This is a genomic window from Methylobacterium sp. CM6257 (assembly GCF_054611515.1).
Genome location: NZ_CM137735.1, coordinates 3,582,555 through 3,602,997, shown reverse-complemented (window position 1 = coordinate 3,602,997; position 20,443 = coordinate 3,582,555). Strand labels below are relative to the sequence as shown.

Annotated in this window: 16 protein-coding genes; 4 read left to right on the top strand and 12 right to left on the bottom strand. The window is 68.0% G+C overall.

Translation table 11 applies throughout. The features are described from left to right. Positions 1 to 163: 163 nt before the first annotated feature. Both ACYCO6_RS17720 and ACYCO6_RS17715 read right to left on the bottom strand, forming a co-directional pair. The gene (locus ACYCO6_RS17720; protein ID WP_459773312.1) at positions 164 to 469 is read right to left on the bottom strand and encodes a hypothetical protein; all 306 of its coding nucleotides are present in this window, start codon (positions 467 to 469) and stop codon (positions 164 to 166) included. 711 nt (positions 470 to 1,180) lie between these two features. Beyond that, entirely contained in the window at positions 1,181 to 1,744 is a 564-nt protein-coding gene (locus tag ACYCO6_RS17715; protein ID WP_459773311.1) for a PilZ domain-containing protein, read from the bottom strand. 496 nt (positions 1,745 to 2,240) lie between these two features. Between ACYCO6_RS17715 and ACYCO6_RS17710 the strand changes: the two genes are divergently transcribed. Further along, entirely contained in the window at positions 2,241 to 3,650 is a 1,410-nt protein-coding gene (locus ACYCO6_RS17710; RefSeq protein ID WP_459773309.1) for a phosphomannomutase, read from the top strand. An 837-nt stretch (positions 3,651 to 4,487) separates the two neighbouring features. Here the strand turns inward: ACYCO6_RS17710 and ACYCO6_RS17705 are convergent. The 3 genes from ACYCO6_RS17705 to ACYCO6_RS17695 form a co-directional block, all read right to left on the bottom strand. Next, the gene (locus ACYCO6_RS17705; RefSeq protein WP_459773307.1) at positions 4,488 to 5,609 is read right to left on the bottom strand and encodes an alpha/beta hydrolase; all 1,122 of its coding nucleotides are present in this window, start codon (positions 5,607 to 5,609) and stop codon (positions 4,488 to 4,490) included. A gap of 247 nt (positions 5,610 to 5,856) precedes the next feature. Further along, positions 5,857 to 6,210, bottom strand: a complete 354-nt coding sequence (locus tag ACYCO6_RS17700; RefSeq protein ID WP_459773306.1) for a GlcG/HbpS family heme-binding protein — start codon at positions 6,208 to 6,210, stop codon at positions 5,857 to 5,859. A 2,501-nt stretch (positions 6,211 to 8,711) separates the two neighbouring features. After that, positions 8,712 to 8,897 (bottom strand): hypothetical protein, encoded by a 186-nt coding sequence (locus ACYCO6_RS17695; RefSeq protein WP_459773304.1) that lies wholly within the window; start codon positions 8,895 to 8,897, stop codon positions 8,712 to 8,714. Positions 8,898 to 9,032: 135 nt separating this feature from the next. Between ACYCO6_RS17695 and ACYCO6_RS17690 the strand changes: the two genes are divergently transcribed. Next, on the top strand, positions 9,033 to 9,929 hold the full coding sequence (locus ACYCO6_RS17690; RefSeq protein ID WP_459773302.1) for an outer membrane protein: 897 nt from the start codon (positions 9,033 to 9,035) through the stop codon (positions 9,927 to 9,929). A gap of 567 nt (positions 9,930 to 10,496) precedes the next feature. Here the strand turns inward: ACYCO6_RS17690 and ACYCO6_RS17685 are convergent. Next, positions 10,497 to 10,838, bottom strand: coding sequence for a nucleotidyltransferase domain-containing protein (locus ACYCO6_RS17685; RefSeq protein ID WP_459773300.1), 342 nt, complete (start codon positions 10,836 to 10,838; stop codon positions 10,497 to 10,499). Positions 10,839 to 11,060: 222 nt separating this feature from the next. Between ACYCO6_RS17685 and ACYCO6_RS17680 the strand changes: the two genes are divergently transcribed. Beyond that, on the top strand, positions 11,061 to 11,741 hold the full coding sequence (locus ACYCO6_RS17680; RefSeq protein ID WP_459773298.1) for a hypothetical protein: 681 nt from the start codon (positions 11,061 to 11,063) through the stop codon (positions 11,739 to 11,741). 621 nt (positions 11,742 to 12,362) lie between these two features. Beyond that, positions 12,363 to 12,698 (top strand): septal ring lytic transglycosylase RlpA family protein, encoded by a 336-nt coding sequence (locus ACYCO6_RS17675; protein WP_459773608.1) that lies wholly within the window; start codon positions 12,363 to 12,365, stop codon positions 12,696 to 12,698. A 216-nt stretch (positions 12,699 to 12,914) separates the two neighbouring features. Here the strand turns inward: ACYCO6_RS17675 and ACYCO6_RS17670 are convergent, their stop codons facing one another. From ACYCO6_RS17670 to ACYCO6_RS17645, 6 genes are all read right to left on the bottom strand, one after another. Beyond that, complete coding sequence (locus ACYCO6_RS17670; RefSeq protein ID WP_459773297.1) at positions 12,915 to 13,262, bottom strand: DUF6634 family protein; 348 nt, start codon at positions 13,260 to 13,262, stop codon at positions 12,915 to 12,917. A 243-nt stretch (positions 13,263 to 13,505) separates the two neighbouring features. Then, positions 13,506 to 15,128, bottom strand: coding sequence for a hypothetical protein (locus ACYCO6_RS17665; protein WP_459773295.1), 1,623 nt, complete (start codon positions 15,126 to 15,128; stop codon positions 13,506 to 13,508). 113 nt (positions 15,129 to 15,241) lie between these two features. Further along, entirely contained in the window at positions 15,242 to 15,589 is a 348-nt protein-coding gene (locus ACYCO6_RS17660; protein ID WP_459773293.1) for a plasmid mobilization protein, read from the bottom strand. A gap of 1,132 nt (positions 15,590 to 16,721) precedes the next feature. Further along, the gene (locus ACYCO6_RS17655) at positions 16,722 to 18,440 is read right to left on the bottom strand and encodes an AAA family ATPase (protein ID WP_459773292.1); all 1,719 of its coding nucleotides are present in this window, start codon (positions 18,438 to 18,440) and stop codon (positions 16,722 to 16,724) included. Positions 18,441 to 18,452: 12 nt separating this feature from the next. Further along, positions 18,453 to 18,917: a hypothetical protein gene (locus ACYCO6_RS17650; protein WP_459773291.1), complete on the bottom strand. Its 465-nt coding sequence runs from the start codon at positions 18,915 to 18,917 to the stop codon at positions 18,453 to 18,455. 111 nt (positions 18,918 to 19,028) lie between these two features. Then, complete coding sequence (locus tag ACYCO6_RS17645; protein ID WP_459773289.1) at positions 19,029 to 19,919, bottom strand: hypothetical protein; 891 nt, start codon at positions 19,917 to 19,919, stop codon at positions 19,029 to 19,031. Positions 19,920 to 20,443 lie beyond the last annotated feature (524 nt).

Sequence of the window (20,443 nt, the reverse complement as noted above, 5' to 3'; positions counted from 1 at the left end):
CCGCACTGAGGTGGCCAGCGCCGTTCTTCAGACAGCGGTCGGTCGCGAGTTGAACGCCGAGTGTGTGGGCTCCCTTGGGGCTGCCGGCCATCCGGGAGAATCGCTATCGGCTGCCGGCGGACCGGACGTCGCCATGGAAGCTATCTCCTTGAGCGACGCCAGACTAAACGATCGGACCCGGCTTTGGCTTGCCATAGCTGCCGGCCCGGAACTGTTCGATGATCCGCAGGGCCTCCGTCATCCGCTTCTGGTGTTCCGCGCCGCGTTGTGGATCAGCCTCAGCGCGCTCTGCGATTTCGGTCGCGACCTCAAGGAACGCCGGGCCAAGGAGATCGGTCAGCCCGAAGAACAGAGCGGAGAAGGCACTGACCTCGCTTTCGAGGGCCCGGATGCGTGCGCGTAGCTCTTCGATCTCGGACGGCTCGGCCATCGCAGCACCCTGCACCTGGCTATGGCGGGCGTTCAACACTCCGAAGATCAGGGACGAGGCGGTACCTCGATGAGCGAAAGTGCCGGCTCCCTGCTCTCCGTTGAGGGCGGTGATGATAGCACCAATCTGAGCCCGGCCATCCAGGGCTAGCTCCGGCAACAGAAGCGTGCGCGGGAATGGTCCTGCAAGTGTTATATGTGCTGCACGCACATAACGTCAAATAAGAAGGCGCGCATTCCCCCGGTCGGCTTCCGCCGACGGTCCCCTGCGCGAGAATTTGATGGCCTGCTTGAACGAGATCGGCGCAGCAACCCCAGGGGCACTGCACCGTTGTATCGGGCGATGAGGGGGGAGCGGCCACGAAGAAGGGCTACGCCCGGTTCGGCTTGCGCGAGGGTGCCCGAGCATCTCCCTTTCGGGGGCTTGATGCGGGGCGACCGCGAACGGAGCATGCAGGCCCACGACCGCTTGTGGCTCGGAAGCGACACCGGCCAACGACCACCTGTGGATGGCGCGAAGTGCCCCTGATCCGTCAAGATTCAAGGGCGAGCCTGCGAGCACTCGTTTGACCCGGCCCCCACCATGCTCGCTGCTCCCCACGCCCTCATCATCCGTCATCGCGAGGGGGCCGCCGTGCTCATCTCCTATCTGGTGTTCCTGGCTGGGGCTCTGCCCCTCGTCTGGGCGATCAGTTGAGGCCAGGGGTCCAACCGTGCGGCCAGGGCACGCGCTTGAGCACGAGCGGGAGGATCAGAGGATCACCCGCTCGTTGAAGGTCAGCGGGCCGAATGGCAGTCGGAATGCCACGCCGACGCCCTCGGGTGTATGCCGCACCACGCGCGCATAGCGTTTCCCGACCGTCATCGTCGCGCCGACCTGCGGCCGCTCATCCAAAATCAGAGCCGCGCCGGTCATGGATAGATCGGCCACGAACGCGTCGCTGACCCGGGCACCTTGAAGCTCAACCCGCACCTCGCGGTGGACCGGGACGATGCGGGCGGCTTTCCGCTGCTCCTCTCTCTCGCCAGCGCTGCGCAGCCATTCCAGCCGCGCCTCGATCCGGGAGCGCCGCTCAGGATTGGCCACAACCTGAAAGACGAAGCCGCCCGGCCGCGCGTGCAGCACGATGCCGCCGAGCATCCCGATGTTGTCGAGATAGCAGATGACGCGTTCGTCTCTCTTGGGCAGAGGCCCTTCAGTGAGGCGGCGTAGCTCGATGAAATCTGTGGCAGACACGTCGGCGAGGCACGGCACATCCTCTCCGCCGGACAGGCAGTACCTGCCCTTGGTTGCAATCCTGAACCGATCCAGCACGCAAATTGTCTCCGCTCGTTTGCACAACGGAGAGTAGAATCGGCCGAGCTTACCCTTCGTTTAAAATTCGATGACACGCGCGATCTGTCCGCTCTGCCGTCGTTTCGAGCGGGGGGTCATAGCGTTGGTGGATCCGCCGGGCAGCTCGCATCAGAAGTCCCTGGGATCAGGGTGTGATCCAGAGCGCGATTCGGACGCCGATCGTCCGCAGGGACAAGGACCGCCGCGATTTCGATACTGCCACCGAACCCGCCGGCTCAGTGCGGTACGGCGGGCCTTTCCACATCGAGGCGCAGATGGCGTCGTGATCGGGAGGCCGAAGACGTCCCTCTATCCAATGCTCGGTTCAGGCGTGCCGGCCGGCGCCTGCACCCGAGCTGCAATTCCGCGGGTCCGTGCCAATCCCCGCGTCCGGGGCCAGACGTTGTGATGGCGTGCGTTTCACGGCATCAGTCGCGGACGCGCATCACAGCGCCGGGACCGATGTGGGAACGCCGTGAGCAGTCTGAAATTCGGAACGAGTGGCTTGCGGGGTCTGGTGACGGACCTCGTCGGTGGGCCGAGTTACGCATATGCCCGCGCGTTCTTTCGGTCCGTCTCGGCAGACGGCAGCCGCCGCGAGGTCGTGATCGGGCGGGACCTGCGCGACAGCAGCCCGGGCATCGCCGCGACGGTGGCGGACGCTGCGGCGGCGACCGGCTTCACCGCGATCGATTGCGGCGCTCTACCGACACCGGCTCTCGCCCTCGAAGCGATGCGGCGCGGCGCCTACGCGGTCATGGTCACGGGCAGCCACATCCCCGAGGACCGCAACGGCTTGAAATTCTACCGGCCCGACGGCGAGATCACCAAGACCGACGAGGCCGCCATCCTGGCCGCCCTCGGGGATGCCGCGGTCGGTGAGACGGGCACCTCTGTCCCCGCCACGCCGGAACCCGACGCGGTCGCGCGCTACCACCAGCGCTACCGCGACGCCTTCCCGCCCGAGATGCTGAAGGGCCTGCGCATCGCGGTCTATCAGCAGAGCTCGGTCGCGCGCGACCTGCTGGCAGAGCTGCTCGCCGGGTTCGGCGCGCAGGTGACGCCGATCGGCCGGTCTCAGACCTTCGTGCCGATCGACACCGAGGCTCACCGTCCCGAGGACATCGCCTTCATCGCCGACGTCATGGCGTCCGGCGACTTCGACGCGCTCGTGACCACCGACGGTGACGCCGACCGGCCCCTGGTCGCGGACGGCGCAGGGCGGATCGTGCGCGGCGACGTGCTCGGGCTGATCACGGCCCGTTACCTGGGTGCCGATACGGTCGTGGTGCCCGTGACAGCCGGCTCGGCCCTCGAGCAGTCCGGAGGCTTCAGCCGAGTCGTGCGCACCAAGGTCGGCTCGCCCTTCGTCATCGCCGGCATGGAACAGGCGAGGGGAGCCGGAGCGCGGGCCGTCGTCGGGTTCGAGGCGAATGGCGGCTTCCTGCTCGGATCGGACGTCGTCATCGACGGCAAGACCCTGGCCGCCCTGCCGACGCGGGACGCGATGCTGCCGATCCTGGCGACCCTGGCCGCGACGCGCGCGGCCGGTACGTCGCTGGCCGATCTCGTGACCTCGCTCGATGCGGGGGAGATGGCGAGCGACCGCCTGCCCAACACGCCGTCGGAGCGCAGCGGCGCGTTTCTCGCGCGACTTCGGGAGGTGGGCTTCCGACGCGATTTCCTCCGCCCGATCGGTTCGCCCCTGTCGGTCGACCAGCAGGACGGGATCAGGATCGGACTGGACGGCGGACGGACGATCCATTTCCGCGCGTCGGGCAATGCGCCTGAGCTGCGATGCTATGCGGAGGCCAAGTCGGCGCAGGACGCACAAGATCTCGTCCGGTGGGGGCTCTCCGCGGCGGCGGCAGCCATGGCGGAATAAGTCGGCCGATCTCGGCGGCCGAAGGGAGCAGCGGGTCCGCAGCGGACTTTCACCACCCGTTCTCACGCCCCCTGCGGCCTCGGCCCCGACTCCATAACGGAATCTCAGGCCAGAGAGGCCCGAGCAGCCTCAGCGGACACTGGACAGGTCGCTGCCGCCGAGTTGGCCGTTAACGCCGAACACTGAAATCCCGTGAAATTCGCTTATTGCCGCCGTAATCTCAGCGCATAGGCAATTCAGCGATACTTCGAGACCAGCGATGAGCGGGCGGCCGACTTACATTTCCGTATTGCTGGCCACCGCCTGTGGTAGCGGGGTAGCAACACTCGCCGTGTGCTACCAATACGGCCTCGTCTTAGCCATCGTGGCAGCGCCTGTTTGCAGTAGCTTTGCCGCTCTCGCCGTCGGCCTGCTGCTCTATACGCTTGATCGCAGAGCCGAAGCCCGACTGGCTCTTCAATCCCCGCCTTCGGAGAGACCCGCCGCTTCGGAGACAGCATCGCAGGCCGCATGAATCCAGCGGCGCCGATGGAGCGCCGCGATAAGGTGCGGCTCCCTGAATACCCGCCGAAGGCGCTTGCGCGCCGGATGGAACCGCGCACCGTTCCGGCACTCGGCAGCCGAACCGGTCCAGGTTTCGGGGCGACCTCAGCCCCGCGCGGCCGAGCTCACGTTGCCAGTCGCCGACGCTGGCGTAGGGCCGGCGCAGATCGCTCTGGAGGCCCGCGTCGGCTTCCGTGAGAGCCATGATCTCACGCGCCCGGCCGGCGATCGACCGGAACGCGTGGCCCGCCCGATCCATCGCGGGGCAGGAGGCCGTCCGGTGCCCACACCAGCCTAAGGCGTCCTCTCGTTCGGATCGCGCATGAAGTCGAGGATCTTTCCAAAAAATTCGAACCGCTTCTTCTCGAACAAGACAAAGTGCGTCGCGTCCGTAATCAGCACATTCTTCTTCACCGGCGCATGGACCAGATCGCGCATCAGGCCCTCACGGTCTTCGCGGTAGGACCAAGTATCATTGTCGCCACCGATGACGAGCGTCGGCACGGAGATGTTCGCGGCATTCCACAGCGGGCGGCCGGTCGCCTGATAAAACGAGTCCTCAAGTACGCCATTCGGCGCGCGCACGCTCGGCGGCGTTCGTGACTTGCTGGTGGGATCGGTGGCGAGGCAAGCGTTCCAGAATTCGGCCGGCACAGCGGCATCGCGGTATTCGTCCTTGTTCTCGACGGGGATCTCGCCGTTCCACCGTCCCGTATTCCCTGCCTCCGACACGGTCCGATAGGCGCCGAGCGCGAAGTTGAACTCGTATGGCTTGCGCTTGTTCTGCAGGCTGCTGCCCGGCCCGAGATTGGTGTGGTCGTTGAAATTGTAGAGCGGTGCATACAGAACCAGCTTGTGCACATTCTCCGGGTGCAGCGACGTGTAGTAGCCGGCCATCATCGCTCCCCATGACCATCCGATCAGGATCACCTGTCCGACGCCGCGCTTGGCCTTGATCGCATTGACCATCGCCTCGATGTCGCGCAACGCGAGATAAGACCGCGTCGCGGGCAGGTTCTTGCCTGCGGGCTCGTCCATGACCGGCTCCCGTGTCGAGCCGCCATAGTTCCGGTAATCGCCCATATAGACGACGTAGCCCTTTTTCACGAGCCAATCGGCCCAAGAATAATCCTGGTAGCCGAGGTCGAAATCGCAGGTGGACGGACTCGTCGCACCGTGAAGAAAGAGCACGACATTCTCATCGTTGAAGCTTGTATTTCCTGCGGCCATCTTCTCGCGCAGGAAGAGCTTGATGCCGGGATCGAGCCCGTCGATCTGCGTGTCTGTTTTGGCGATCTCAGAATCCTGCGCCCTCGCGCCTCCCGCCGCCAGAAGTGCAGCACTCAATCCCGCAACGATAAAAAGGCTCCGTAGGCGCGTGCTGGCTGCACCACGCGCTTCTTCCTGCCCGATCATATTTGTCCTCCACCTATTTTTACTTTGTTATCGCAGGTTATGTCATCGCACGTCCGTTCGCACAATACAGCCAAGGTTCCGTCCCATGACAGTTTGAACGGCTCTTCTGTCGGGCGAGCGGCGGGCGCGGGAGATGGCTGCGCCGATCGGGGGAAAGCACTCAGAAAATCCCGCCCGCAAAGCCCCGCGCAAGGCCTCGATCTCCGCGCGCACAACGCACGCGATTGCTGAATGGGCAGACCGGGACCTACCGCGACTTCATCGCTTCGGCTCCAGCCCGTGCGGCTTGATCGTCTTGCGGCGGCAGGACGCCCGATACGCCCACGGCACCGACGAGCTTGCCCTCGACGGACAGCGGGTAACCGCCCTCGTATACGCTGATGCCGGGCAGGTTGAGCACGCGCAGGCCGACCCCGCCCGCAGCGAGCGCATCCTGCAACGCCTTGCTCGGGCGCCGGTAGTTGATGGCCGCCATGGCCTTCATCGTCGCGAGGTCGATGCTGCCATACTGCGTGTTGTCGAGCTTCTCGAGGAGGGCGAGACGGCCGGTGCTGTCCACCACGGCAATCGCCACCGGCCAACCGTTCCTTGTGGCCTCCACCTCAGCGCCCGCGACGACGCGGCGCGCGGTCTCCCAAGTCCAAAGGCTGCCCGTAGGGCGGGACGGCCTGCTGCGCTGGTGATGTGGGGGGTTACTGGGCGCGGGATGCGGTGACGAGAGCGAGCGTGCTCAGTGCGGCAGAGATTGTCACGGCGCGGAGCGACATCAGGGTTTCCTCCTGGCGGGTCTTGACGCGCCCGCCCGGAGGAAAGCTAAGCCGGGACCATCTCGGTGAAAACAGACGACACTCCGCAAGACGTGGCATTCCGCGGAGCAACGATTCCGAATTCTTGAGCGCAAAATCACGATCCCGTTTACGCCCTACGGATCATCCGCCCCGTCGCTCAGCGGGACTGCCGGATCGGCCAGCCCGGCTCCGGGCCGACCTGACCCCACGAGCGCTACCATCAAGGCCGAACCGGGGTATACGGCACCTGAGCACGCATCGGATGCGCTGGCCGCCCACCCGAATGTCGCGGCAGGTGCCCAAGTCGTCCCGTCGGCGGCCCGCTGACGTTTCCAGCGGGCGCGACTGTCCGCCGGCGCCGTCAAAACAGCCTGCGGGAGCAGGATGAGAGCAGCCCTGGATCGGGGACGGAGCGGGTGACCTGCCCCCGGGGCATCGCGCGTTCCAGCTGGACGCCGGTCCTCGATGGCAGCGGCATACCGGACATCGTGGTGAAGTTCTCTCGCTGCGACTGTCAGCCCTGCCCACGTCGTGCCGATTGCGCCGTATTAGAGTGCGTGATCCAGATCACAGTCAGATCCGCACTCTGATGAGAGCTTCAACTCAGCGGGCAATCCAACGCCTTTGGGAGGAGCCATGGAACGATGCTTGATTTTTGTACTCTCGACCATCGCCCTGGCAGACGTGACCGCGACGGTGCTCGCATTGTCGGCGATGTAGGCGGGTTTCCGGGAACCGATCACCGGTCGGCGGATCTCCGTGTCAGGCGCTCATCGGTCATGCCCACCCAGCCCGCCCGGTTCGCGGCGGGCTTTCGTCCATAGCCAATGCATTCCAGGCGCAAGTGAGCCGGCCCGGAACATGATCCCGGGCCGGCCGTTTGGGACTAGGCGGTGTGGCACAGCGTGCTGCACCGCTGCCCTTCTTGGGCGTTTCCTCCCTAGACTTCGGGCCGCTCTTCGGGGCGGCCCTTTTTCGTCCAGGTCCCTATTAACGCAGATTAGATGGCCCGGTTCTGAACAGTCGTGTACAATTGTTAGGCTATGCGGTTTTGTACAGCGCTGCTTCTTCGCTAGAATACGGTATACCAACGATGGCGCCACTGACCCGACGCCGATCTCAACCCGGCCGGCATCGCTGCGGCGGGCTTCTTCATGCCCGCTTTCCATCGCCCGATAAGGGTTCGTCGAAACGGCAGCCCGGCGCGGATGAAGCGCGAGGCGAGCGCGCCCTCAATTTGACCGTCGGGACCTAGGTTCCGGGCCGAGCGACCTGACCGCACGGTTGGGCGCCGCTGTCGGCGCCGGATCTGTCGCGATTGGGTGGCTGCTCAACGCCGCATCCGGCCGCCCCTCTCGGGAACCGTTTGGCATTGGTCCGCGTCTCTAGACGTTCCTTGCGAAGACCCCACCATCCGCCCGCCCGGTTCGCCGCGGCGGGCTCTTTCATGCACGCTACGATGAAGGGTGGGCCGGATCCCGTTGCTACGTGGTTCGGCCCGATGCCGTTCGGCCAAGGCTTAGGCCGGAGCGACGCCGGATCGTTCGTGGCATGCCAATCCAGCGCAAGACCGAAATCCTACGTCAAACGGCTAAGGTTCGTTGAGCAGATCCGCCGCGGCGGGCTCTTCCATGCCGTGTCTCTGCCGCGACAACCTGTTCTGCAACATGGCGCAGAACCACGGGCGGTCTGGTGAGAGCGGATTAGCTCAGCCTGGGCCGCCGCCTCCACCCGCCCCGGGGCCGCCGAGATTTCCGTCCTTGTTCGGCGTGTTCCAGTGAATGATGCCATCATCAGCGGGCCGCAGCGTCGTAGCCGGCGGTCGCAGATAACTGGGTTGTGGCGGTTGGATTCTTTCGCGAGGAACCGATCTGTAGGCCCGACTGTGCCGCGCGACCGCAGGGGTGCTTCCGAAGCCGGCAAGCGCCACCATGAGCCATCTGGCCAGCGCGCTTCTCATGATCACCCCGCGTCGTGCAGAGCGCGCCCGGCGGTAAGGGCGTAGCACATCCCGGAAGGATAGCCGCCGGAGCGCAGGTGTCGAGGCCATCCTCGTCCTGTTCGAGCGCACGTCCGCCTATCGGAACCTGCCCGGCCAAGAGCGGCTGGTGCCGGCCTGGGAGGTCGCCGCCAAGAGCGTCCGACCCGTCACCCCCGCCCGGTTCGCCGCGGCGGGTAGCAGATCCGGCCTGTCATCCGGCTCCGCCGATAGAGCGCTGCGGATGGAGGCGCTGCCGGTCACGGCCTCGGCCGGCACATCGACCGCATCCAAGCCTACCACGGCCACCCACTACAATAGACGACGAGCTGGAGCTCACAATGTCACTTGCCAGACGGCATGAAATCGGTTGATATTGAATGCAGCCTCGGTTGGTCCTGGGGCTAGAGCAAAAACCTTCAGCCCCTTGGCGCAAGCGAAGGGGATTTTTGTTTTTGCGTATGGCTTGCGGAAATATATAAATATCGACCCCACGCCGATCACGCCTAAGCCGCCGCTCATCAGATCATATCAATTTTTCACTGTTTCTTAAGCCTCAATAGGCAGTGTTGCTGCGGTTTCGCACGATCGTAGGCGTGCACCCTGCCGTTCTGTGCGCCCAGCACACGTCCCGCGCAACGGGAGAATGAGGACCAGATGATCAAGAAGCTCCTGCTCGCGAGCGCCGCCACGGCGCTCCTGACTGGCGCCGCCTCTGCGGCGGACCTGCCGCGTCGCGCCCCGCCGCCGGTGTTCACCCCCGTCCCGGTCTTCACCTGGACCGGCTTCTACGCCGGTTTCAACGCGGGCTACGGCTTCGACGCCAGCTCCAACCGGGCCAATGGCTTCGTGCAGACGGCCGGCAGCCCCATCGCCATCACCCCCGCCGGTGCCTTCGTCCCGGCCATCCTGGCGCCGGGCTCTGCGCTCACCTACGCCAGCAACAACAACGAAGGGTTCTCTGGCGGCGGCCAGATCGGCTACAACTGGCAGCTGACCCCGGGCTCGGGCGCGGTGATCGGCTTCGAGGCCGACGCCCAGTACCTCGATTTCGGCCGCCGTCGTCAAAGCTTTCTGCTGACCGGCGCGCCCGGCCCGGCCTTCGGCGCCTTCGTGCCGGCTGACGGCCTGCTGAGCACGCTCGACTTCTTCGGCACGGTGCGCGGCCGCCTCGGCTACGCCTTCGACCGCACCCTATTCTATGCCACGGGCGGCTTCGCCTATGCCACGGGCGATCAAGGCGCGCGCGTCGCCTTCCAGAACTTTGCGGGTAACCGCAGCAGCTTCGTCACCGGCTGGACGGTCGGCGGCGGTGTCGAGTACGCCCTGCCCACCGACAGCTGGCTCAACTTCTTCCACTCGTCGGCCGTGACGGTGAAGGTCGAAGGCCTGTACGTAAACCTCGATCAGGGCCGCAACTCGGGTCTTCCGCTTGTCGGCGGCCTCGTCACGCCCGCAGGGCTGGTGCCGGTGTTCAACAACGTGCCGCTGCGCAACAACAACGAATTCGCCGTCGTCCGCGCCGGCCTGAACTACAAGTTCGGCTCGTACTGATCGCTGCCGAAATCCTGCTTGACCTAAGCGCCCCCAGTCCGACCAGACTGGCCGCTTAGTCACGAAGCGCCCTGGAGCCTCCTCCGGGGCGCTTTTTCGCGCGTACGACTGCGTCCAACTCGACAATGCCGATCCGGCGCCAGCACCGCTTCCTTTACCCGATCGATTGGCCGCAGCCGTCGGCGGTGATGCGCTTCCCGCGAGCCGGCAGTCGGTACAAAGGCTGCGGTCGGCTGCACGGGCAACGGGTGTTTCACTCAGGCGACGGCCCCTGGTGGAACGCTGAGGCCGGCTTCTGGCGCGATGGGCGAGGGCGTCGTATGCGCCTTGCCGTCGGGACCGTGGACTTGCTCGCGATCGTGCACACCACCCGCGCGGTTCTGGCCGCCGCTCACCGGGACCACGACACCTCGCACTACGCGGATACCTCGACAAGCTCAGCCACACGCCGCCAAGATCCGCTGTTGAGGAAGTCGGCCACGGCCCGGCGCTGGGCCTCAGGTACGGGCCCTGAGCGACCCTGCCGCTCGGTGGAGACCTGCAGGCATGAGGCAACCGCGCCGGCGCTCACCGGCGCCGCTCCTGGGCCTCGGCAGCGTCCTGCATGGCCTTGGCCCAATGCGGGCAGGTGTGGGTCCGCAGATCCTTCAGGTGCCGGCGCTCGTGAACGTGCTCACACAGGCGCACGAACTCCTCGGCCCAGATGAGGATGACGGCGACGTCTACATCCCTGTCCGGGAGTGCCTGTTGTCGCGCGCGGCTGCCGAAAGCCGCCAAGTTCCGGACTCGGCGCCCATCATCGGATCGCCGCACAGAGCGAGACCGGACATCAGCCCAGCGGAAGCTCGCCACGCGCCGTCCCTTCTGCTCGGATGAGGGTACCCCCCTGCACAATTGGCTAAGTGCCATCTCCAACTGCCGTACTTTGGCAGAGATATACGCGCACCGCAGAACAGAACACCGCGACTGTTATAGGCACGAGATTCTCCAGAACTCCGGGGTGGCAGGATGGCTTGGCATTCGGCTTCAGTCGCAGCGCTCTGCATGCTGGCATCCGCAGCCCATGCAGCCGGAGGCATCGACATCGACATGGCCATGATAGCCAACGGAGATCTGAAGATATTTGGGATCTTGAACCCACCCCGTGCGGCAAACGTCACCTTGGACGACAAGTTCGACGTTCGGGCCAGTCAGGACGGGCGCTTCTCCTTCCAAGTCCCTTATCATCCGGAATCCTGTGTCGTGACGCTCAAGTCTGAGGCTGTCAGCCGGCAGGCCGTCGTCGGCTATTGCTCGCGACCCCATGTCGTCGTCCAGCAGGTTGCGGCACCCCCGTCCCAGCAGGTTGCGGCGCCCCCCTCGAAGCCTGCACCGATGATGCTGGCGGCGAACACCCCGAAGGGTGAGGTCGGACCGCGCGGTCCACAGGGCGCTGCCGGTCCGCAGGGTCCCGAGGGACCTCAGGGTGAGCGAGGCCCGAAAGGCGACCCTGGCCCGGCTGGCCCCGCAGGGCCTCCCGGCCCCGTCGGACAGGCCGGGCCCAAAGGCGAGAAGGGCGACAAGGGCGATCGCGGGCCGGCGGGGCCGGCCGGCCCCGAGGGCAAGGCAGCTGCTGCCGGCGCCCTGCGCGTACATGTCGAAGAGTGCACGGCCGGCGGGCGCTGCGTGGCGAGCTGCGGCCCCGAAGAGTTCGCGGTGAATGGCACCTGCAGCGGCGGGGAGAGGCCTGCGATGGACGAAAGCAGCGTCTACTGCTTCACGATGGGAACGGCGGCGGCGCTGAAGGCGCGGGCCATCTGCGCACGGCGATAGATTAGGGCGCCCTGCCGACACAACGCAGGGCGGCGCATCGCCGATGGTCCGCGTTTGACCGGCGAGCGGCATCCGGCTCCGTCTGGGGATCGGTGAGGATGCGGCCGCTGCCGGCCTCGCCATGAGGCTGGCCCGTTCTGCCGGGCGCCCGAGGCAGGCCTAATCCCACGGATGCTCGGTTTGGCCCGCGCCCATCCTCAACCTGGACGCACGCCCCTATTGGCAAGGGCGTGCTGAACCGCGCCCTCCCTTTCGGGTCAGGCACCGGCGCGCTGTTGGGCGTACAGAACACATTCCGGATCTGAGCCAGAGGCGTGCCTGGGATGAAATCGATCTGCTCGCCGGGTGCATCGCGTTGAAAGGATCGTGAATAGCCGTCCTGTCGCACGCCCGCAGGACCTCATTTTCGGCACGATCGGCGAGCTGCCGAAAGCTAAGCCTCCGAGACGAGCCGCTTCTACTGATCCCCACACCTCGCCACATATGTGTCATGCACGGCAGCATACCAGCCATGCACCGACGCGACGCCGTTTCGTCACAATTGATCTTCTTTAGCAGCCTCGCTCAAAACAGTAGCGAGAACGCAAGTTGATCTCCAAAGCCCGTCCGTCGATTCTGGTTCTGCTCGCGGCGGCCTGCGTGTCGCTCGCTGGTGCCGAGGCCAAAGCCTCATCCGGTGAGCAGGCGGGTGTCGCGTCCTGGTATGGTCCCGGCTTTCACGGCCGGCGCACAGCCAACGGGGAGCGCTTCGACATGAACGCGCTGACGGCCGCGCACCGCACCTTGCCGCTCGGGACGCAGGTGCGCGTGACCAATACGCGCAACGGTCAGTCTGTCGTGGTGCGCATCAACGATCGCGGTCCTTACGTCGGTCACCGCATGATCGATCTGTCAAAGGCCTCAGCGCAGGCCATCGGTGTCTCGGGTCTCACGAAGGTTTCCATCGCGCGCCTGTGACGATGCCGGAGTGACCCGCTACCGCGAAGCGCGCTAGGCGGCCGCAGCGGGACGGCGTACTGCGCCCCCGCCTCCGCTTCAGCAGCCCGCGGCGATCACTTGGCTGGCGGGAGACCGCCGCCACTGCTGCGGGCCCCTCTTGCCCACCATGCCCGGCGGTCCGAGCAGCACCGCCTCACCGTTGGCGATGAAGCGGCATGCGACAATCCTGCGGACCTACGCCTTGTCCAGAGAGGGGTCCGCTGATCCGAGGCGGTAGTATCGCGACGTCGTCAGCGCCCAGCCCCGATCGACAGCCATCGCCCAGACGCGTCCCGTGTAGATCAGCCCGTCGCCCAGGCGCGCGTGGCCATGCACGCGCCCCCACAGGACGGGCACACCGTAGATCGGATGTGGTTTCCAGGACCAGTCCGCGAGGTAAGGGGCACGCGCGAGCGTTCGCTCGTCGGGCGCCAAACCTCTCCCGATGCTGTCGAGCTCGGCTCTAACCGCCTGTTCGCGTCGGGCGTGCTCCTGGTCCACCTCGACCTTCGGCCCGCTTCCATCGCCATCGATGTCTGTCACCGTAGATCCCCCTCGTCTGAACCATGGGCCGACCTTGGCTCGCCAAGAACAACCAAGGTCGACGCAGAAATGTGAAAGCCTCATCGGCTACCGGTGGATAGCGTGAGCCTCGCGCGCCGTACGCCCGGGCCTCGACCAGCCGGGGGTAATCGCCGGATCGAGCCACCTCCGTCGGACCAGCGCGACCGCGTCAGCATCGAGGAACGGCTCAGGCGGGATCGAGCCCAGGCGGAAGGATGTCTTCTACGGCGGCCGGGGCGGGGATGAAGCGGCGTTCGAATCGTCCCAGCTCGATTCGAGCTGCTCCGTATCGAGCGCGAACAGGGTGTCGCCGGGAATGACGGACGCTTGCGCGCGCGGACCGTCCACTCGCAACCGCCGGAGCTCAGTCACCGCTGCTTCGATCGCCTCGGCACCGCCGAGGACCAGCCGCGGGTTGCACTCGAGGACGTAACGCCAGTCGCGCAGACGGGCGAGGTCGGTTTCGAGCCTACGTTCGGCGAGCTCGCGCGCACTCGCGTCGCGTTTGACGGCATCCGCGTATGCCTTCTGTTCGGCTGCCACTGCATGTTTGAATTCGGAGCGGATGCGAAGTCTGTCATCCCGCCGTGCGCGCGCGGCTGCTAAGTTCGTCCTTGCCTCGACGATCTCAGGCGGAGCAGGGGTCGACCCGCCCCAGAGCCGGACCACGGCATCGCGCAGGCGTCTTCGGAAACCCGGTACGCGGCGAGCCTGATCGATTTCCGCGTCCTGAAGGGCCTTCTCTGCATCCGATACCGCCGCTGAAGCCTCGTCGCACCGAATGTCGATCTCGCGGCGCTCCCGACGCCGGCTGGGTGGCGGGTCCGGACCGCGGCGCACCTCGTCGAGCTCGGCTTGTCGCATTTCCGCATCGCCCTCGATGTGAGCTAGCCAGATCCGGTATGCGTGTCGCAGTGCCCGGTCGGCGGGATCGTATGTTCCTGCTCCCTCCAACGCCGGGGCTTGCGGGCGGAGCTTCGGCGATGCTGCTGCCCCGACGTCCCTTGGAGGCGAAGCTGGTAGGCACGGTTCCAGGATTTGGTCTGTTGGTACCATCGGCTCGGACGGAGGCTCCGCCTCCGACTTCGAGACCGGGCCACGTTCCGGCGCCGCGGTCGGCTTGGCCATGAAGGCCGCGACCTCGTCGCGTGGGCGCGCGACGAGGCGGTCGAGCGCACCAATGAGGAGTCCTCCCGCGCGAACGATCCAGATACCAGGCTTTTCACCTGCCTCCAGCGCCATGTCCGCCTCGGCCAGTTCCGCAGCCACGGCAGCACGGTCGTCACCACTTGCGTACGCCGCCAGGACGCGAGCCCGCAGGATCGGAGCGGATAGCCCGGCGCGGGCGAGCCGCCCCCGTGTCGCGGCGGTCAGGCCGGAGCGGGGCAGCGCGTCGGGCGGGGGACGGATCGCCTCCACCGAAGCCGCGATATCCTCGTGGCCTGACGCACGAAGAAGCTCGGCGACCAGATCGGTGCGTCGGCTGGGCGTTAGTTGCTCCTCGAATCGAACCTCAATCAGCGCGCGTGCAGCCTCGAGCCGCGCGTAGAGTAGGCGGCTGTTCAGGGCGCGGCCGTCAGGACCGACATGCGCCACCACAACGTGATAGTGCACGTTGCCGCACCCGCCCCGCGCGCGCGGCTTGTCCGCATGTTCGACGAGTGCGTGGGCGTGGCGCTCGGCCCCCAGAAAGCTCAGGATCGTGGCGACGGCCGCGTCACGGCGGTCGTCGCCCCAGGGGCGGCCCGGGTTCACGCTCACATGCAAAACAGCGGTCCGCGCGGTCCGCGACAGGGCGCGCAGCCGGGCGAAATCGGCAACGACCCCCGGCAGGTCCGTCGCCACGCTCCCGCGCACCCTTACCAAACGCACGGTCTGACCGCCCGCGGTCGCCGCGAGGTGGGCCGCGAGCCCAGCGCGCGCGCTCGGCGTCCGGCCATGGCGATGGGCGGTGAGGATCACGGCACCCCTTCGCCGGCGCGTGTGACCACACCGTGCATCTCGCGGAGGAGCACCAGGATCGTGTCCAACTCCGCCACCGGAAGCTCCTGTCCACCCCGCGGCGACAGATCCTGGATCGCATCGAAAGCCGCGCCGATCTGCGCGGTCCAGCGCGCGAGATCGAGTCCGGGGCGACCGGGGAGAGAAGCGTGACCGCGGGCCGCCGCGAGGGCGGCCTGACGCAGAAAGGCGGACGGACCGAGGCCGCGGCACGCGGCGGCGCGGTCGATCCGAGCCTTCTCGCGTGGGGTCAGACGCACACTGGTGCAAATGCGGGCCCTTCGCTTCTCGCTTTTCGACATCATCCTCTCCCTGCAGAGCGATGTGCGGCGGTAGCACCGCGCCGATGCTGGCCCGCCGCGTGAGTTAAAAGCCACGAAGGAGATAATCTCAAAATCAGAAAAACAGAAATTGTAGGCTTATAGCGCCTATACCCACACACAAACCATCGCCATTGCGACTTGCATGACCTTCTGAAAATCTTCGACAACTACGGAGATTTGCATGCCTTCGATTGCGACCGTGGCGCTCGCGCGCTTCACCATCGTCACGGTTTCCCGTGCCGCCATGGAGTTGGCCCTGTCCGAGGCGACCGGCTGGAGGGCGCACGAGCCGGACCCGGATGTGAGCATCGTTTACGGAGAGCACGATAGCGCGCTCGCAGGCTTTGCCGAACGGGTCCTGCAGGCGCGCATACCTGTCGCCGGGCTGGAAGACGGCCGCCGGCTCGCATCAACCCACCACGTTCTCGGCTTGGCGGCGACCGACGCGCCCGATGCCATCTCGGATGAGAAGGCTTGGGTTCGCGAGGCGCTCGGTGGCGCACTGGCCCACTGGGGGACGATGGTCACGGTTGTGTCGCTCCGGCGGGTGGAGGGCCGCCTGCGCCTGACCGCCGTGCTGGTGCCACCGGATCCGGGCCTGCACGCGCGCCAATATTTCGATCCACATTGGCGTGCCCATTCGCCCCATGTCCCCCGACCGGGGGCCGCACAGTCAGGAGCCGCGCGCGTGTCGGGCGCGGGATGCAGAAGGGCGATAGAGGTTTTCGTTGCCCTGGCGGCCTCCGAGCCCGCAATGGTCCCGACGCCCCCGGGAACGGCTGATCCGGTCGAGGCCGCAGTCCTGGCCTGTTGCGAGACCGCCCGTCAGTCGCGCGGGAGGGACGTGCCGGGAAGCAGATCCATCGGCCGACGCTGTTATGGGAGCAGCGCAAGCGAGGGGATGCAATTGTCGGATCGCCCGAGCACATCTGCTCCCCGCATTCTTGCATCAATCCCGCGAGCTTCGCAGATGCTCGATGGGTCGGATCGGCGGGAATCCGCGAACCGGGCCCTGTCCGGTCCACGTCATCCGGCCCTCGCGGCTCGGGATCTGCTAGCGACGTGGCGTCCTATCCACGTCGCATCCAGTCCGGAGCCATACAAGCCTCGTCGGCTACTGGCGCACCGCGAGCGCCTCGCGCGCCGTCACCAGAGCCTCGACCAGCCGGGTCAGCCGCCGGATCGAGCCGCCCCGCCACCCCCGGCGGACCAGCGCGACCGCGTCGCCGTCGAGCGGCGGCAGGAAGGCCGCATCCACCCCGCGAGCGGCCGCGATCCCCGCCAGGACCGGCCCGAGCAGCGCCTCGAGATCCGCCGCGCCGGGCGCGGGCATCTCCAGCACGCGCAGCCGGTCGAGCAGCGGTCCGGGCAGGCTCCCCACGCTGTTGGCCGTGGCCAGCCACGACACGTGGCTGAGGTCGACCTCCGCCTGGAAGGCCGGGTCCTGGTAGTGCCGCGCCGTCTCCGGCTCGAGCATCGGCAACAGGGCGTCCCAGAGCCGGCCGTGGTCGGCGCGCGTCGCGGCTTTCTCCAGTTCATCGACCAGCATGAGCGGATTGGCGCGGCCGTCCCGCGCCACGGCCATGACCGCGTGCGCCGGCTCAGAGCTCGCCCAGCGCCGATCGAGCCCGCCCAGCGACGCGCCCGCGTCCTTCGTCGCATCCACCCGCCACAGCCCGAGCCCGAGATGATGGGCCAGGCGGGCCGCCAAGCGGCTCTTGCCGGCACCGGGCGGGCCGACCAGGAGCGTCGGGCGCAGCGTCGCGTGCACCCGTCCGACCAGATCGGCGAGCAGGCGGTCGACGGTGACTTGCGCGTACGGGAACTCGAAGAGCAGCCGGGCACGCACCGCCGCGAGATCCGGCACCGGCACGAGCGGCAGCGGCTTGCCGATGATGTGCTCGTAGCCGCGGATCACGCTCTTGCCGCGGTCGCTCCCGGTCTCCTGGACCGCCGGGACGACGAGGACGTGGCCCTCCGGCACCTCTTCGGGCGGGGCGTCCACGTCCGGCGCCCCCGCCGCGACGCTCCCCGCCTTCTCGCGCCGGCGCGCCTCGCTCTGGGCGAGCAGGGCCTCGACGGCCTTGCGCCTGCGCCGCTCCCGCGTCGCCGCACCGTCCGCGACCGGCCGCGTCAGGCGCTCCCCGGCCGGCACCAGCGCGTGGACCAGCGCCACGTCACCGGCGAACGCGTCATGGACGCCGGCGGCCAGCACGGCGGCCGCCGCGGCGGCGGTGCTCGCCTCCCCGGCGAGCACCGACAGCGCATCCGCCAACGCGTCGCGCCAAGCCCCCAGCAGCGCCGTGGCGAGATCGGTCGCCCCGATCGCGTCCGCATCGGCCTCCGGCTCGGGGACCCGGCCGAGGGCGAGGTGCGTCTGCGCCTCGGCCAAGAGGGTCAGCTGCGGCGTGAGGCCGGGGATCATCGCGCATTCGTGCCAGAGCGGCTGAGCGAGGCGCGCGGCCGCCTCACGATCATCGCCGCCGCAGGAGAGCAGCGTCACGACGTCGGCCAGCGCCCGGGCGGCCGGCCGGTCCCCCTCGACCGCTCGCGCGTCGAGGAACCGGGTCAGGGCGGAGCGTTGGGCGATCCAGCGCCGGTCGTGCCAGAGATCGCCGTCCGCCGAAGTGCAAGCCGCGATCCAGGCCGAGACCAGCGCTGCGGCGTCCGGGACGAGGGTGGTGATCTCGGCGGCGAGCTCGCTGCAGGCGGCGGCGACGCGCAAGCTCTGGTCCAGGCAGGCGCGCAGGCGGCGCGGCAGCATCGGCAGGAGCAGGCGCCGCGCCGCCTCGGGATCGATGTGCAGAGCCGGCGGGGTCGAGGAGAAAGCCATCGTCGTCTCCCCTCAGCGCGCGGCGTCGGCGCGGTCGGGACCGCGGCGCGCGGCGGAGCGCCGAGCCTGGACGGAGCGCCAAGCCTGGGTGAGGCACAGGGCCTCGAGGTCGGCCCGGCGCCGGGCCCGACGTCCGAGCACGTGGACGAGCAGGTCGATGCAGGCCGCGTCCCCCCGTGCGGCGCAGAGGCAGACCGCCGACATCGCCGGGTCGAGGCGCCGGGGCAGGGCGACGGCTTCGGCGAGGGCCGCGACCGCGATCCTGGCCGCCGCGGTCGGATCGCCGCGGCAGGCGGCGTTCCAGTCGGGCGCGGGCAGGGGCGGTGCGGCGAGGAGGGCGGCGCGCAGGCGGCGCCGCGTGCTCAGGTCGAACGCCCCGGGCGGGAGGAGCCGCCACCAGGACAGGGGCGGCGCGCCGAGCGAGGGCTCGGCCGACGTGAGAGGGCGACCGGCATCGGGATCGAGAGCGGGGTTCATGCGGACAGGCCTGGAGAGCGCACCGGCGCGCAGGCGCGCGGCACGAAGGGATCGGGAGGGGTTGCACGGCGCGTCGGGTCGCGGTCGCGGCCCGACGCGATCAGCGGAGGGTCAGGGCGTGCGCGACCCGGACCGGGGCGGGCGCGCGGCGTCCTCGGCGCTGCCCAGGCTTGCCAGCGCCACTGTCAGGAGGTCCGGGACGGCCGCGCGCAGACGGGTCTGGAGCACCGCGGTCACGGCCTCGACCGCGGCCGTGACCGGCACCGCGAACAGGCGGTCGATGGCCGGCCCGCTGACCGTCAGGTCGTCGCCGTAGCCGGCCCGTCCGTAGACGTCGATCAGGACCGCGCGGGCGGCGGCGACCTCGTAGCCGAGGCTGGCCAGGAACGCGCGTGCCTGGACCTGGGCGCAGCGCAGGACCCACTCGATCTGATGGACCTTGCGGGCCTCGTTCTTGCCGGAGCCACGTTTGACCTCGGCGATGACGGCGCGGCTCTCCTGCCGGTCGACGACGACGAGGTCGAGGAACACGGTCTGCGCCACGGCTCCGGCGAGCGCGATCGAGGTCTGGCCGAGCTGCGCGACGGTGCTGGCGCGCACGAGCTCCTGGGCGGGGACGGTGATCGGCATCGCGACGTTGCGCAGCACGATGTAGCGGCCGTTGCGCTCGAGGGCGTCGGTGATGGCCGCCTCGATCAGGGCCCCGTGCCGCTTGACCAGGGAGGCCAGCACCGAGCCGAGTTGCGACAGGCCGGGTCCGAGCAGGGGATCGGGCACGAAGGTCGCCCGGAAGGCGCCCTCGAGCGCGGCCTCGGCCGCCGCGAGCAAGTCGGGCGCGCAGACCTGCGGGAGGGTGGGCTGGGGGCAGCCGCAGCCGAGGGCGGCGGCGCTGCCGAGCGGGACCGTGACGCGGGCCTGGGGCAGGGAGCCCGACGGACCGCGCTCGGACAGCCGGTGTCGGCCGCCGCGCTGGGCGGCGGGGTGGGGAACGACGATGGTCATGGATGGTGTCCGTCCAAGCGACGCCGGCCCGCGGCCCCCGCCGAGTGGGCGGGTGACCGGCAGGTTCGTGCCGCGGCCTCCGGCCTGCGGCGACGTCAGGGCGTCAGGGTTGCAGGATGACGAGAGACGTGCGGGCGCAGCGGGTGTGCGCGCCAGCGCGGCTCAGGCGATCAGGCGGCTTGCCGGGACGGGGAGGGGGGCTGCCCGCGTTTCGTGCGGCGGGGCGGTTTCGCCGGCGATTGAACGCCGGTAGGGAAGGTCTCAGCCATGGTCGGTATCCTAGTGCGATACGGATCGTGGTCAGGCCGGCGCTGGTGCTGCTAACACCGGGGTCGGCCGCCTTCTGCTAAAAGGCGGCACGGCTCATGCCGCGGTCTGCCAGCCACGAACCTGGTCCGGGCAGAGGCCTTTGGGAAGAGGTGAGGACGACAATCCTCGCGGGTGTGCGCCGTTTCTGCCGGAAGCGTTAACGCAAGCCTGGCCGCGGCACATCTTGGCAAGGTTCAAGCTGCGCACCGGCGCTC